Origin of the sequence: Paraburkholderia largidicola, assembly GCF_013426895.1 — a bacterium.
Taxonomy (GTDB): Bacteria; Pseudomonadota; Gammaproteobacteria; order Burkholderiales; family Burkholderiaceae; genus Paraburkholderia; species Paraburkholderia largidicola.
This window is the reverse complement of record NZ_AP023174.1, coordinates 1,129,778-1,144,533: the sequence shown is the minus strand read 5'-3', so window position 1 is coordinate 1,144,533 and position 14,756 is coordinate 1,129,778. Positions and strand designations below refer to the sequence as shown.

12 protein-coding genes are annotated in these 14,756 nt (G+C 61.8%); 8 read left to right on the top strand and 4 right to left on the bottom strand.

The genetic code is table 11. The features are described from left to right. Window position 1: 1 nt before the first annotated feature. Window positions 2-883 (top strand): UTP--glucose-1-phosphate uridylyltransferase GalU, encoded by an 882-nt coding sequence (galU, locus tag PPGU16_RS05160; protein ID WP_035990323.1) that lies wholly within the window; start codon window positions 2-4, stop codon window positions 881-883. A 799-nt stretch (window positions 884-1,682) separates the two neighbouring features. Here the strand turns inward: galU and PPGU16_RS05155 are convergent. From PPGU16_RS05155 to PPGU16_RS05140, 4 genes are all read right to left on the bottom strand, one after another. Beyond that, window positions 1,683-1,913 (bottom strand): sulfurtransferase TusA family protein, encoded by a 231-nt coding sequence (locus PPGU16_RS05155; protein ID WP_035537843.1) that lies wholly within the window; start codon window positions 1,911-1,913, stop codon window positions 1,683-1,685. A gap of 127 nt (window positions 1,914-2,040) precedes the next feature. Further along, window positions 2,041-3,060, bottom strand: coding sequence for a Gfo/Idh/MocA family oxidoreductase (locus tag PPGU16_RS05150; protein WP_180721983.1), 1,020 nt, complete (start codon window positions 3,058-3,060; stop codon window positions 2,041-2,043). Next, window positions 3,060-4,079: an inositol 2-dehydrogenase gene (iolG, locus tag PPGU16_RS05145; RefSeq protein ID WP_180721982.1), complete on the bottom strand. Its 1,020-nt coding sequence runs from the start codon at window positions 4,077-4,079 to the stop codon at window positions 3,060-3,062. The genes PPGU16_RS05150 and iolG overlap by 1 nt, the downstream gene beginning before the upstream one ends. Further along, window positions 4,072-4,953: a MurR/RpiR family transcriptional regulator gene (locus tag PPGU16_RS05140; protein ID WP_180721981.1), complete on the bottom strand. Its 882-nt coding sequence runs from the start codon at window positions 4,951-4,953 to the stop codon at window positions 4,072-4,074. The genes iolG and PPGU16_RS05140 overlap by 8 nt, the downstream gene beginning before the upstream one ends. 281 nt (window positions 4,954-5,234) lie before the next feature. Between PPGU16_RS05140 and PPGU16_RS05135 the strand changes: the two genes are divergently transcribed. The 7 genes from PPGU16_RS05135 to iolB all read left to right on the top strand — a co-directional run bounded on the left by PPGU16_RS05135 (window position 5,235) and on the right by iolB (window position 14,183). Further along, window positions 5,235-6,290, top strand: a complete 1,056-nt coding sequence (locus PPGU16_RS05135; RefSeq protein WP_035990315.1) for a sugar ABC transporter substrate-binding protein — start codon at window positions 5,235-5,237, stop codon at window positions 6,288-6,290. Window positions 6,291-6,460: 170 nt separating this feature from the next. Beyond that, the gene (locus PPGU16_RS05130; RefSeq protein ID WP_180721980.1) at window positions 6,461-7,642 is read left to right on the top strand and encodes an ABC transporter permease; all 1,182 of its coding nucleotides are present in this window, start codon (window positions 6,461-6,463) and stop codon (window positions 7,640-7,642) included. Window positions 7,643-7,655: 13 nt separating this feature from the next. After that, complete coding sequence (locus tag PPGU16_RS05125; protein WP_180721979.1) at window positions 7,656-8,459, top strand: ATP-binding cassette domain-containing protein; 804 nt, start codon at window positions 7,656-7,658, stop codon at window positions 8,457-8,459. A 34-nt stretch (window positions 8,460-8,493) separates the two neighbouring features. After that, window positions 8,494-10,506 carry a bifunctional 5-dehydro-2-deoxygluconokinase/5-dehydro-2-deoxyphosphogluconate aldolase gene (locus tag PPGU16_RS05120; RefSeq protein WP_180721978.1) on the top strand — a complete coding sequence of 671 codons (2,013 nt, stop codon included), beginning with the start codon at window positions 8,494-8,496 and terminating at the stop codon, window positions 10,504-10,506. Further along, a complete protein-coding gene (iolD, locus tag PPGU16_RS05115; RefSeq protein ID WP_180721977.1) occupies window positions 10,503-12,449 on the top strand; it encodes a 3D-(3,5/4)-trihydroxycyclohexane-1,2-dione acylhydrolase (decyclizing) in 1,947 nt (648 codons plus the stop codon). Before PPGU16_RS05120 ends, iolD begins: the two co-directional genes overlap by 4 nt. 10 nt (window positions 12,450-12,459) lie before the next feature. Continuing rightward, window positions 12,460-13,380: a myo-inosose-2 dehydratase gene (gene iolE / locus PPGU16_RS05110; RefSeq protein WP_180721976.1), complete on the top strand. Its 921-nt coding sequence runs from the start codon at window positions 12,460-12,462 to the stop codon at window positions 13,378-13,380. Next, the gene (gene iolB, locus PPGU16_RS05105) at window positions 13,377-14,183 is read left to right on the top strand and encodes a 5-deoxy-glucuronate isomerase (protein WP_180721975.1); all 807 of its coding nucleotides are present in this window, start codon (window positions 13,377-13,379) and stop codon (window positions 14,181-14,183) included. Before iolE ends, iolB begins: the two co-directional genes overlap by 4 nt. Window positions 14,184-14,756: the final 573 nt, after the last annotated feature.

The window sequence follows — 14,756 nt, the reverse complement described above, 5'->3', positions numbered from 1 at the left end:
CATGCTAAAAGTTACAAAGGCGGTCTTTCCGGTCGCGGGTCTCGGCACCCGCTTCCTCCCTGCCACCAAGGCCAGCCCGAAGGAAATGCTGCCTATCGTCGACAAGCCTTTGATCCAGTACGCGGTCGAGGAAGCGATGGCGGCCGGCATCACCGAGATGATCTTCGTGACGGGCCGCAGCAAGCGGGCGATCGAGGACCATTTCGACAAGTCGTACGAAATCGAGGCGGAACTGGAAGCACGCGGCAAGGCGAAGTTGCTAGAGCTGGTGCGCAGCATCAAGCCGAGCCATGTGGACTGTTTCTACGTGCGTCAGCCTGAGGCACTCGGTCTGGGCCACGCGGTGCTGTGTGCGGAAAAGCTGGTGGGCGACAATCCGTTCGCCGTGATCCTCGCGGACGATTTGCTGTACGGCAAGCCGCCTGTGATGCAGCAGATGATCGAGGTGTTCGATCACTATCACAGCTCGGTGATTGGCGTCGAAGAGATTCCGGCGTCGGAGACGCGGTCTTACGGGATTGTCGATGGCAAGGAGTGGGAAGACGCCATCATCAAGATGTCAGGCATCGTGGAGAAGCCGGCGCCTGAGGTTGCGCCTTCTAACCTTGGGGTGGTCGGGCGCTATGTGCTGAAGCCGCGCATTTTTGATCATATTCGCGCGTTGAAGCCGGGTGCTGGCGGTGAGTTGCAACTCACGGATGCGATTCAGTCGTTGCTGGCTGATGAGCAGGTGCTCGCTTATAAGTACCACGGGACGCGGTTTGATTGTGGTAGCAAGCTGGGGTACCTGAAGGCTACTGTTGAGTTTGCCTTGCGGCATCCGGAAGTGGCTGCTGACTTTGAAGAATATTTGCGGACTCGGTCTCCCGTCCTGGAAGGTTGATTTTTTTTCTGCGACGCTGGGGTGGTTTGCCTGTTCCTGAACTGGCATCCGCGCTTTGTTGTCGTGCTTCATGCGTCGCCCCTGTGCGGGGCGGCACCTACTTTTCTTTGCCGCCGCAAAGAAAAGTAGGCAAAAGAAAGCGGCTCACACCGCCAACATTTCTTCCCGCCTGAGGGACCCCAACCGGTCCCTTACTTCACGCAGCAACTTCTCGATTCAAGTTCGTTGCCAGCGCTCCTGCAGTGCGCCTCACCCGCTTCATGTGCCCGCGTCGCGGCACGCACTACCAGATAGTCCCCCGCCGCCCAGGTGGCAAACTGTGTGTAGGCCTGAGTGCTCCACACGCCTCACTTCGGACCGATAGCGCTCGCGTTCCACGCTGTAAAAGCGCCAAGCTATACGACGCAACAACCTACACACAGTTTGCCACCTGGGCGGCACATACCATTCGCTGCCGCTGGCCCAGGCACGGGTGTTCGAAGTGGGTGAGGCGGTCATTCGAAGCGTGGGCAACGCACGGGAACAGAAATGTTGCCGTATGAAGGGTGGGGACGATGGGGGCCCGTGGGTAAACACACGGGCTGGCGGTGTGAGCCGCTTTCTTTTGCCTACTTTTCTTTGCGGCGGCAAAGAAAAGTAGGTGCCGCCCCGCACAGGGGCAACGCATGCGAACCAATAACATCACGCGGATGCCAGCGAAAAAGCAAACCGCGGATGCCAGCGCAAAGGCAAAGGCCACATGCCACGGCAAAGGCAAAGGCAAAGGCAAAAAAACCAAAAGCGCCGCAGGCAAAAAACCTCACCTCCTCCGCATTAAAAACACAAAAACCTTATCCGACGTAGTCGTGACCTCTACAATCTCATTCCCCGTCTGTTTGGAAAACGCAGCAAAATCCCGCTGCGAGCCGGGATCGGTCGCCAGCACTTTAAGAATCTGACCACTTTCCATATCAGCCAGCGCCTTCTTGGCGCGCAGAATGGGCAGCGGACAGTTCAGACCGCGCGCATCCACTTCCTTGTGAATCTGAATTTCCATCGACGTTGCCCTTCGTAAGCCGGCGCTCGTGCTGGATATACGGCGCTCATGCAGAAGGGTCAAATTCTAACGCAAGCGCTCAACCCACGCCCAAGCCGCAACAGCCCGGGCGTGCGCGCCGCTACAAATCAACAGATCGTCCACTCGCCAGCGACTCACGCAATGCATACCCAATGCGAGTCGCCTCCATTGCGTCCGCCAACGTCGCCCCGCTCTGCTTGCCCTGCCGCACAGCCGCGACGAACGCCTGCGCTTCGCACAAAAACGCATCCTCGAACCGGTCGAAGAAAGTCGGCGTGCACTCGTTGCGAATCCCACTCGCATCGGCGACCTCGACACGGTTCGCGCGCGGATTGCGCCCGACATACAGTGCGCCCGCCGTGCCGATCACCTCGCTGCCCGTATCGTTGCCGTGCGCCAGCGTGCGCGACGCGTAAAACATCGCCATGCGCCCGCCCTCGAACTCGCAGATCGCGACGCCATTATCGACATCGCCGAATTCACGCAGTCCTTCGTGCAACGCGATCACGCCGCTCGCATAGACGCGCGTCGCCTTCGGCATGCCGAGCAGCCAGCGCGCCACATCGATGTCATGCACCGTGCAGTCGAGAAAAATCCCCCCCGAAGTCGGCGCAAAGCGCACGAAAAACCCTTCGGGATCGTTCTGGTCGCAAGTCTGCGAGCGCACCATGAACGGCCGCCCAATCGCGCCCGCTTCGATTTTCTCGAATGCATTGCGATAGCTCGGATCGAAACGGCGCATGAAGCCAATGGTCGCCTGCAACTCGGGATGACGCTGCGCTTCGGCAATCACCCGCTCGCACTCGGCCAGATCGAGCGAAAGCGGTTTCTCGCAGAACACATGCTTGCCCGCGCGCAACGCATCGATGATCTGCTGCGCGTGCAACGCGGACGGCGTGACGAGCCACACCGCGTCCACGTCGCGGTCTTCGAGCAGCGCGTGGTAGTCGTCGTAAAGACGCGGCGCCGGCAGCGCGGCGCGCGCCCACGCGCGCTCCTCTTCGACGGGACTACACGCGGCCACCAGCGCCGCACCCGACACGCGATACGCAAGATTTTCCGCATGCCGCTTGCCAAGCCGCCCCAGCCCAACCACGCCGATCCGCAGCGGGCCGCTCATCACAGTGCCTCGTTGAGCTTGACGGCACGCCCTTCGCGCCACGAACGCGTCGCCGCTTCGGCAAGTTCGAGTGCCTTCAGCCCGTCGGCGACCGTCGTGCGCACCGGCTTGCCTTGCGTCACGGCTTCGAAGAAATGCGCGATTTCGAGCGCATACGCGGCTCGATAGCGTTCGAGGAAGAAATGCTCGGGCACATCGCTCGATACAGCCGTCTTCGAATACGCCGTGACTTCCGTCGGACGCACGTTGCCCGCCTGCAGCATGCCTGCGCTGCCGAGCAGTTCGAAGCGCTGGTCGTACCCGTACGCGGCGCGCCGCGACGTGTTGATCTGGCACAGACGTCCGCGCTTCGTGCGGATCGTCACTGCCGTGCAATCGATATCGCCCGCATCGGCAATCGCGGGATCGGTCAGACAGCTTCCCGTCGCGTGCAGCGTGTCCGCTTCGTCATCGAGAATCCAGCGGAAGATGTCGAAGTCGTGAATCAGCATGTCCTTGAAGATGCCGCCCGAGTGCTTGATGTACTCGACGGGCGGCGCGCCCGGATCGCGGCTCGTCACGACGAGCATTTCCGGCGTGCCGATCTCGCCCGCATCGATGCGCGCCTTCAGCGCGGCGAAGGTCGGATCGAAGCGGCGCTGAAAACCGATCATGCACACCACACCCGCTTTCGCAACCGCATCGGCGCACGCACGCGCACGCTCCAGCGTCAGATCGACAGGCTTCTCGCAGAACACATGCTTCTTCTGTGCCGCCGATTGCAGGATCAGATCGGCGTGCGTGTCGGTGCTCGAACAGATTACGGTCGCGCCCACCGACGCATCGCCCATCGCACCGTCGATATCCGTGACCTGCGCGCCATATTGCGCCGCCAGCGCAGCCGCCGCATCGCGGTTCACATCGACCACGTACTTGAGCCTCACGCCCGGCTGCCGCGCAAGATTGGACGCATGAATCTTGCCGATGCGCCCTGCGCCGAACACCGCTACGTCGATTGTCTTGCCTGCCACATCAGTCATCGTATCCTCCAGTGTCTGTCGACTCTTCTACGTTCAATTCCAGCTTGTACGCGAGCGCGATGAACAGCGCCTGGCACAGGCAGATCGTGCTGGTCAGCGAGCGGAATGCAAACGCGCTGCCCTCTTTCACATACAGCTGCGTGCTCGCATAGCGTGCAAGCGGCGACAGCTGGCTATCCGTAATGACGAGCGTCTTTGCCTGATGGTGATGCGCGACGCGCAGGCAATGCTGCGTCTCTTTACCGTACGGCGCGAAGCTGATCGCGATCACCACGTCGCCCTTCTTCACGCTGCGAATCTGCTCGCGGTACATGCCGCCGAAACCCGACACGAGATGCACACGCTTCGGCGTGTGCTGCAACGCGTAGACGATGTAGCTCGCAACGGGGAACGAGCGCCGCACGCCGATCACATAGATGTTGTCGGCGTGCTGCAGCATCTTCACGGCGGCATCGAACTGCGCGTCGTCGAGCGAGCCTTCGAGTTCGTCGAGGCCGTCGCGGCACGCCGCCACGAACTCGCGCGCGACGCTGCCGCCCGACAGCCGCCCCGGCTTCTCGTCGATCAACCTGCGGATGCGCTGCTGATAACTCTGCGACGACGCGCCTTGCGTCGTGTAAGCCTGGCGGAACACGGCCTGAAGATCGGAAAAACCCGAGAAGCCGAAACGCTGCGCAAAGCGCACCACGGCCGACGGATGCACGCCGCAACTCGCCGCGATGTCGCTGGTGCGATCCACCATCACGCTCGACCGATGCTGTTCGAGATACGTCGCCACGCTCTTCAACTGACGCGGCAACGATTCGTAGTTTTCCGCGATGCGCTGCATCAATTCTTCAACGCTCGGCAACTCTTCTGTGCTGTCTTCCGCCATGGTCTTTACCTCTGTGCTTCCGTGTGCTTTTTTGCAGCGCAAAATCCCATCCCGTAAGGCTTTCAGGGAACGGCAATGCACTGTCCCGACGTTGCGGAGTATAGGCACAACCGAAAGCAAATGGAATGGATTTTCCATTTTTCTTTGACATGAAATTTTCATTGCAAGTCTCGAAAAGTTGGCCTAATCTTGGTCCTGAGCGATGACGCAACACCGAGCCGGCATCACCTCGCAAAGCGTCAGACGCTCCCCTCAAATACGAACAGACAAAGGTGGAGACAATGAGACTTTGCAATGGCAAGGCTTCGTTCAAGGTTCTGGCAGCAGCGCTGACCCTGGCCGCAGGCATCGGTGCAATGACGGCGGCATCGACGGCACAGGCGGCGGACGCGAAGTTCGTGCTCATCAGCCACGCGCCGGATTCGGACTCGTGGTGGAACACGATCAAGAATGCGATCAAGCAGGCCGACGAGGATTTCAACGTCGAGACCGACTACCGCAACCCGCCTAACGGCGACCTCGCCGATATGTCGCGCCTGATCGAACAGGCTGCGGCGCGCAACTACGACGGCGTGATCGTCACCATCGCCGACTTCGACGTGCTGAAGAGTTCGCTCGGCAAGGTCACGGGCAAGAAGATTCCCCTCGTCACGATCAACTCCGGCACGGAAGAACAGAGCGCGCAGCTCGGCGCGATCATGCATATCGGCCAGCCCGAATACGTGGCAGGCAAGGCGGCAGGCGAAAAGGCCAAGGCTGCGGGCGTGAAGTCGTTCCTGTGCGTGAACCACTTCGCCACCAACGTGGTTTCGTTCGAACGCTGCCGAGGCTTTGCCGATGCGCTCGGCGTGAACTACAAGACCTCGACCATCGATTCCGGCCAGGACCCGACGGAAATCCAGTCGAAGGTGAGCGCGTATCTGCGCAACCATCCGAACACAGGCGCAGTGCTGACACTCGGCCCGACGCCCGCTTCGGCGACGATCAAGGCCGTGCAGCAGATGGGCCTGGCAGGCAAGATCTACTTCGCCACGTTCGACTTCTCGGATGACATCGCGAAGGGCATCCAGGACGGCACGATCAATTTCGCAATCGATCAGCAGCCGTATCTGCAAGGCTATATCGCCGTCGCCGTGCTGGCGATCGTGAAGAAAGAACACACGACCGATCCGACGAAGATCCGGCAAATCCTGCAAGCGAATCCGAAGTTCAAGGAACGCCTGCAGACCTACGGCCTCGAGCCGTCGTATGGGCCGAAGAACATCCGTTCCGGTCCGGGCTTCATCACGAAGGCGAATATCGACAAGGTCATCAAGTACGCGGGCCAGTACCGCTAACGGCCTTTCCTCTAGCCAGTCATACGCGGTACCGGGCGCGCCAGCACAGCGCGACCCCGGCGGCCTTTTGCCGCCATCGTCGGGTGCCCCGACCGCGTCGTTTAACGGCTTGCTGCGCCTCTCGCCACTCATACGAGTGAACGCACAGCAAAGCTGAATCAGGAGACATCATGGGCGTAGCCGGCAAACACTATCCAACGCATGGTCACGACGCACCGGGCAACGATGCGCCTGGTGCCGACGCGCAATCCGCTGCACCGGCACTGCCGGGCGACGAGCGCGTCCGCAAGGAATCGTTCTTCGGGCATCTGCTGAATCGCCCCGAATTCGCGGCGATTTCCGGCACCGTGCTCGTGTTCCTCGTGTTCGCCCTCACGGCCGGCAGCTCGGGGATGTTCAATCTCGACGGCGTGATGAACTGGTCGCAGGTCTCCGCCTATCTCGGCATTCTCGCCGTCGGCGCGTGCCTGCTGATGATCGCGGGCGAGTTCGATCTGTCCATCGGCTCGATGATCGGTTTCGCGGGCATGATGGTCGCGATTCCGTCCGTCTACTTTCACTGGCCGATCTGGGCGGCCATCATCTTCGCGTTCGCCGGATCGATGGCGCTCGGCGCGCTGAACGGCTATCTGGTGATGCGCACGCGCCTGCCTTCGTTCATCGTGACGCTCGCGTTCCTGTTCATCCTGCGCGGCCTGACGCTCGCACTGTCGATCATGGTCGCGGACCGTACGATCATCTCCGGTGTCGGCGATCTCGCGCAGTCCGATGCCATCACTAACTTCCTGTTCCATGGCGTAGCGCTCCATGGGCTCTTCACGAGTCTCGCGCACATGGGCATCGGCTCGCTGCTCGAGAACGGCCAGCCGCTCGTGCCCGGCATTCCGAAAGTGCTGCTGTGGTGGTTCGCGCTCGCGGCAGTCGGTGCGTTCGTCCTCGCGAAGACGCGCTATGGCAACTGGGTGCTGGCTGTCGGCGGCGATGCGAACGCTGCGAAGAATGTCGGCGTGCCCGTGCGCCGCGTGAAGATTTCGCTCTTCGTGCTGACGGCATTCTGCTCGTGCCTGTTTGCCGTGCTGCAGGTGTGCGACATCGGTTCGGCTGCCGCCGACCGCGGTCTGCAGAAAGAATTCGAAGCGATCATCGCGGCGGTGATCGGCGGCACGCTGCTGACGGGTGGTTATGGGTCCGTGGTGGGCGCCTGCTTCGGCGCGCTGATCTTCGGCGTCGTGCAGATCGGCATCACCTATACGAATGTCAGTTCGGACTGGTTCCGCGTGTTCCTCGGCGTGATGCTGCTGATCGCGGTGCTGTTCAACCACTATGTGCGCCGTCGCGTCGCACAATCGTAATCGGGAGACGATCATGTCCGACACTCTCAAGCAAGACGACATCATCCTGTCGCTCGAAAACGTCAGCAAGTATTTCGGTAAGGTGATCGCGCTTTCGGGCGTCACGCTGCGCCTGCGGCGCGGCGAAGTGCACTGCCTGCTGGGCGACAACGGCGCGGGTAAATCCACGCTCATCAAGACGCTCGCGGGCGTGCACCAACCCTCTGCCGGCGACTACCTGGTGGACGGCAAGAAAGTGCTGTTCGAATCGCCGAGCGATGCGCTCGATATGGGCATCGCAACCGTGTATCAGGATCTCGCGCTGGTGCCGCTGCTATCGGTTGCGCGCAACTTCTTCATGGGACGCGAGCCGCAGAAGAAACTCTTCGGCCTCGTCAATGTGATGGACCTCGACACGAGCGCGCGCATCGCACGCGACAAGCTCGCCGAAATGGGCATCAACGTGCGCGACCCCCATCAGCCAATCGGCACGATGTCGGGCGGCGAACGGCAATGTCTGGCGATTGCGCGTGCGATTCACTTCGGCGCACGCGTGCTCATTCTCGACGAACCGACGGCCGCGCTCGGCGTAAAGCAGAGCTTCAACGTGCTCAAGCTGATTCACAAGGCGCGCGCGAAAGGCATCTCCGTGATCTTCATTACGCACAACGTGCACCACGCGTATCCGATCGGCGATTCGTTCACGCTGCTCAACCGCGGCAAATCGATGGGCACGTACACGAAAGAAACCATCACGAAGGACGAAGTGCTCGACATGATGGCGGGCGGCGCAGAAATGCAGAAGATGATCGGCGAACTCGAAGGCGCGACGATCTAGTCTACGGCTAGCCCGGCACACTCAGGACACACTCATGGCTCTTACCAGTAAACCCACGCCTCAGAATGCGAGCCGCTTCGCGGCGGGCCGCAGCCGCGACATCATCTGTCTCGGCCGGCTTGCCGTCGATCTGTACGCGCAGCAGGTCGGCTCGCGCCTCGAAGACGTCGCGAGCTTCGCGAAGTATCTGGGCGGCTCGTCGGCGAACATCGCATTCGGCTGCGCGCGCCTCGGCCTGAATGCATCGATGCTCGCGCGCGTCGGCAACGACCACATGGGCCGCTTCCTCACCGAAACGCTCACGAAAGAAGGCTGCGACGTCAGCCACGTGCGCACCGACCACGAGCGCCTCACCGCGCTCGTGCTGCTCGGCCTGAAAGACCGCGACACGTTCCCGCTGATCTTCTACCGCGAGAACTGCGCGGACATGGCCGTCGACGAAGCGGACTTCGACGAGGCCTACATTGCGTCGTCGAAAGCGCTGCTGATTACGGGCACGCACTTCTCGACGGAACAGGTGAACCGCACGAGCCGCCGCGCGCTGGAGTACGCGCGCAACAACGACGTGCGCACCGTGCTCGATATCGACTATCGCCCTGTTCTATGGGGACTCACGGGCAAGGCCGATGGCGAAACGCGCTTCGTCGCGAACGAAGGCGTGAGCGCACATATTCAAGGCATCCTGCCGCTCTTCGATCTCGTGATCGGCACCGAAGAAGAGTTCCGGATTGCAGGCGGCAAGGACTCGCTGATCGAGTGCCTCAGGGAAGTCCGCAAGGTAACGCCCGCGACGCTCGTCGTGAAACGCGGGCCGCTAGGTTGCCAGATCATCGACGGCGACGTGCCTGCGTCGATCGACGATGCGCCCATTCAGGGCGGCGTCGAAGTCGAAGTGCTGAACGTGCTCGGCGCAGGCGATGCGTTCGCGTCCGGCTTCCTGTCGGGCTGGCTGCGCGATGAACCGCTCGAAGCCTGCGCACGCGCAGCGAACGCCAGCGGTGCGCTAGTCGTGTCGCGCCACGGCTGCGCGCCAGCGATGCCGACGCCCGCCGAACTCGACTACTTCCTGAGCGAAGCGAAAGCGGACCCGGCACGCATGCGCCGCCCCGATCGCGACGCGAAGCTCGCGCGTCTGCATCGCGTGACGCCGGCGCGCAAGACCTATGACGAGGTGCTCGGCTTCGCATTCGATCACCGCAACCAGTTCTTCGAACTCGCGCAGCAAACGGGCGCGGACCTGTCGCGCATTTCGAAGCTGAAGAGCCTGTTTGTCGAGGCCGTCGCGCAAACGGAAGCGGCGCTTGGCTTGCAAGGCAAGACCGCCGTGCTGATCGATGACCGCTACGGGCAGGATGCGCTAAACGCGGCAACGGGTCGCGGCTGGTGGATCGGCCGCCCCGTCGAATTGCCGGGCTCGGTGCCGCTCGTGTTCGATCACGGACGTTCGATCGGCACGACGCTCGCCAGCTGGCCGCGCGAGCATGTGGTGAAGTGCCTTGTGCAGTTTCATCCCGACGAGCCGATCGAACAGCGCATCGAACAGGAAGCGCAGCTGCGCGCGCTCTATGATGCCGTGCAGGAGTCCGGCCACGAACTGCTGCTCGAAGTGATCCCGCCGAAGAGCTTGCCCACAGGACCGGATATCGTCTATCGCGCGTTGAAGCGGCTCTACAACATCGGCCTCTATCCGGAGTGGTGGAAGCTCGAACCGATGGAAGCATCGCAGTGGCAAGCCGTCGATGCATTGATTCAGGAACGCGACCCGCACTGCCGCGGCGTCGTGCTGCTCGGTCTGTCGGCGCCCGTCGAGCAGATGATCGAAGGCTTCCGCGCGGCCGCGCAATCGAAGACATGCAAGGGTTTCACGGTCGGCCGCACGATCCATTACGAGGCAAGCCAGGCATGGCTTGCGGGTCAGATCGACGACGAAGAAGTGATCGCACGCGTGCGCCGCACGTTCGAAACGCTGATCCAGTCGTGGCGCGAAAGCCGTGGCACAGCGCATGCGGCGGGTTCGCATACCATCCGTCAGGAGCAGGCAGCATGAATCAACGTGCGTTGCATCACGATGTGACGACCTCGCCCGAAACGGCCGCACAGGTATCGGCTGACGGCACGATCCGTTTGACGGCGGCGCAGGCCGTGGTCCGCTATCTCGCCGCGCAACGTGTCGAGACGGAAGACGGCACGGGCACCGAACCGCTGTTCGGCGGCGTGTTCGCGATCTTCGGACACGGCAATGTCGCGGGTCTTGGCGAGGCGCTCTATCAGTATCGACGCGAGCTGCCGACCTATCGCGCGCACAACGAACAGGCGATGGCGCACAGCGCGATCGCGTTCGCGAAAGCGCACTTCCGTCGAAGGATGATGGCTGTCACGACCTCGATCGGTCCCGGCGCGACCAACCTCGTCACAGCAGCGGCGCTTGCGCATGTGAACCGCTTGCCCGTGTTGCTGCTCCCCGGCGATATTTTCGTGTCGCGCGCGCCGGACCCGGTATTGCAGCAGGTCGAAGACTTTCAGGACGGCGGCATTTCCGCCAACGACGCATTCAAGCCCGTGTCGCGCTACTTCGATCGCATCGTGCATCCGGCGCAACTGCTCAACGCATTGCCGCGCGCGATTCGCGTGCTGACGGATGCCGCGCTGTGCGGCCCCGTCACGCTGGCGATGCCGCAAGACGTGCAAGCCGCCGCGTACGACTACCCCGCCGATTTCTTCACACCGCGCGTGGTGAAGTTCCATGCGCCCGCGCCCGTCGAGCATGAAATCGATGAAGCGCTGGCGATGCTGCGCAACGCGAAACAGCCGATGATCGTCGCGGGTGGCGGCGTGCTCTACGGCCACGCAACGGATGCGTTGAAGGCATTCGCGACGAAACACGGCATTCCCGTTGCGGAAACGCAAGCGGGCAAGAGCGCGCTCGCCTGGGACGATCCGTTGAATCTCGGCCCGCTTGGTGTGACGGGATCGCCCGGTGCAAATGAAATCGCGCACGGCGCCGATTGCGTGCTCGCTGTCGGCACGCGTCTGCAGGACTTCACGACGGGCTCGAACACGCTGTTCACGCATGCGCAGGTGATCGGCATCAACGCGAATGCATTCGACGCCATCAAGCATCGCGGCTGCATCGTGCAGGCCGATGCACGGCTTGCACTCGATGCTCTGTCGTCACGGCTGGAAGGCTGGCAAGCGGATGCGGCGTGGACATCACGCGCGCAGCAGCGTGCGAACGAATGGCGCGACATCGTGCACAAGCTCACGCATGCGCCGCAAGGTGTAGAAGGCAAGCGCGCCCTTCCCTACGACGCCGACGTGATCGGCGCGGTACAGCGTTCGAGCGCGCGCTCGACGACGGACGACATCGTCGTCTGCGCAGCGGGCACGCTGCCCGCCGAGTTGCACAAGCTGTGGCGTGCCGGACGTCCGGGTGCCTATCACGTCGAGTACGGCTATTCGTGCATGGGCTACGAGATCGCAGGCGGACTTGGCGCGAAGCTCGCACGGCCCGAGCGCGAAGTGATCGTGATGGTCGGCGACGGCAGCTATCTGATGATGAACAGCGAGATCGCCACCTCCGTGATGCTGGACGCGAAGCTGATCGTCGTGGTGCTCGACAATCGCGGCTATGGTTGCATCAATCGCTTGCAGCAGGCCTGCGGCGGCGCACCGTTCAACAACATGTTCGACGACTGCGTGCAAGGCTCGCCCGGCGCACCGACCATCGACTTCGCCGCTCACGCGCGCGCGATGGGCGCGCAGGCCGAGCACGTTGCGAACGTGCAGGAACTCGAAGCGGCGATGCAACGCGCTCGCACGGCGGATCGCACCTACCTGATCAGCATCGACACCGACGCCGCGCGCACCACGGACGAAGGCGGCTGGTGGTGGGAAGTCGCCGTGCCGGAAGTGTCGCAGCGCGAAGGCGTGCGCAAGGCGCGCGCCGACTACGAAGCGCACATCAGCGCGCGTGGCAAAGACAACGAATGAGGAAGCGCACATGAGTCAGTTCGAGGTACGCATTGGTATTAATCCGCTATCGTGGATGAACGACGATCTGCCGTCGCTCGGCGGCGAGACGCCGCTCCACGTCGCGCTTACGGAAGGACGCGAGATCGGCTATCAGGGGTTCGAGCTTGGCAACAAGTTTCCGCGCGAGCCCGAGGCGTTGAAGGCGTTGTTCAAACAGTACGATCTCTCGCTCGTGTCCGGCTGGTACTCGGGGCGGCTAGCGGATTTCAGCCGCAGCGTCGAGGATGAATGTAGCGCCGCCGATTCGCATCTGGAACTACTCGCGAAGAACGGCGCGACGGTGATGGTCTACGGCGAAGTGCACAACACGATCCAGGGCTCGCCGTTGCCGCTGTATCAGCGGCCGCGCTTTTTCACCGATGAGCAATGGAACACATACGCAAAGCGGCTGAACGAGTTTGCGCGTTATACGTTGAGCAAGGGTGTTCGGGTCGCTTATCACCATCACATGGGTGCGTATGTCGAAACGCCCGCCGACGTCGATCGCCTGATGGCGTTGACGAGCGATGATGTCGGCCTGCTGTTCGACGCGGGCCACATCACGTTTGCGGGCGGCGATGCGCTCGCGGTGCTCAACCGGCACGTGGGCCGCGTGTGTCATGTGCATTGCAAGGACGTGCGCCCTGCCGTGATGAAACTCGCGCGCAATCGTAACTGGAGCTTTCTCGATGCCGTGATTGCGGGCGCGTTCACCGTACCGGGCGATGGCGCCGTCGATTTTTCCGCGATCATCGATACGTTGAAACGTCACGGTTATCGCGGCTGGCTTGTCGTCGAGGCGGAGCAGGACCCGGCCGTCGCGCCGTCGTATGCGTATGCGCAGAAGGGTTATCGCACGCTGCGCACGCTCGTCGATGCGCCGCTCGATGTCGCACAGGAGGCAGCATGAGTTTGCTAGTGAAGGCACAGCGCGAAGGCCAGACGATCGCGCGCGTGACGCCCGAATCGGCGGGCTGGAAGTATGTTGGCTTCGCCGCTTACCGGATGGAAGCGAACGAAGTCGTGCATGTGCTCGAAGCTTCGCGCGAGGTGTGCATTGTGGTGATGGCGGGTGCCGTCGATATCGAAACGGATGGGCAGACGTGGACCAGTCTTGGCTCGCGGGATAGCGTGTTCGAGGACAGCGCGCCTGTGGCGGTGTATTTGCCGCCGGGTGTGCGGGCTATTGTTCGCGCGAATCGGCGTGCGGAGGTGGGTGTGGCGAGTGCGCCTGCCAAGGGCGAATATCCTGCGCGGTTGATCGAGTCATCGCAGATGAAGCGGTCCGTACGTGGGAAGGGCGCGAATACGCGATATGTGTGCGATATTCTTCCGCAGACTGAGCCGGCTGAGTCGCTGCTCGTGGTTGAGGTGCGTACGCCCGGTGGACATTCGTCCAGCTATCCGCCGCATAAGCACGATACGAATAATATTCCTGCGGAAAGCTTTCTTGAGGAGACTTATTATCATCGGCTAAGTCCGCCGCAAGGGTTTGCGTTTCAACGCGTGTATACCGATGAGCGGGATATCGATGAGTCTCTCGCGGTGGAGGATCACGATGTCGTGATGGTGCCGCGTGGGTATCATCCTGTTGTTGTGCCTTATGGCTATGACTCGTACTATCTTAATGTTATGGCTGGGCCTGCTCGTACCTGGCATTTCAAGAATGATCCTAAGCATGAGTGGATTGTTGAGCGGGATTCGAAGGGGTAGTTTTTTGTTTTTTTGTCTGCGACGCTTGGGTGGTTTGCTTTTGTTTTCGCTGGCGTCCGCGGTTTGTTATCTAGCTTCACGCGTCGCCCCTGTGCGGGGCGGCACCTACTTTTCTTTGCCGCCGCAAAGAAAAGTAGGCAAAAGAAAGCGGCTAACCCCGCTAATCCTTGTTCCTGCCTGAGGGCCCCCGCAGGGTCTTACGCTTCACACGGCAACGTTCCAGTCCGCGTTCGTTGCCAGCGCTCTTGAAGTGCGCCTCATCCGCTTCACGCTCCCGCGTTACAGCATGCCGCGCCAGATAAATCACGGCCGCCTAGGTGGCAAACTGTGTGTCGGCCCAGGTACTCCAGCCGCCTCACTTCGGACCGATAGCGCATGCGCTCCACCAATGTAAGAGCGCCAGGCTATACGACGCGACAACCTACACACAGTTTGCCACCTGGGCGGCACGTACCATTCACTGCCGCTTGTTGTTGTATGGGTACCTGAAGCGGGTGATGAAATTGATCGAAGCGTTGGCAACGAGCACGGATCATGGCACTGCCGGGTGAAGTATGGGGACGTTGGGGGCCC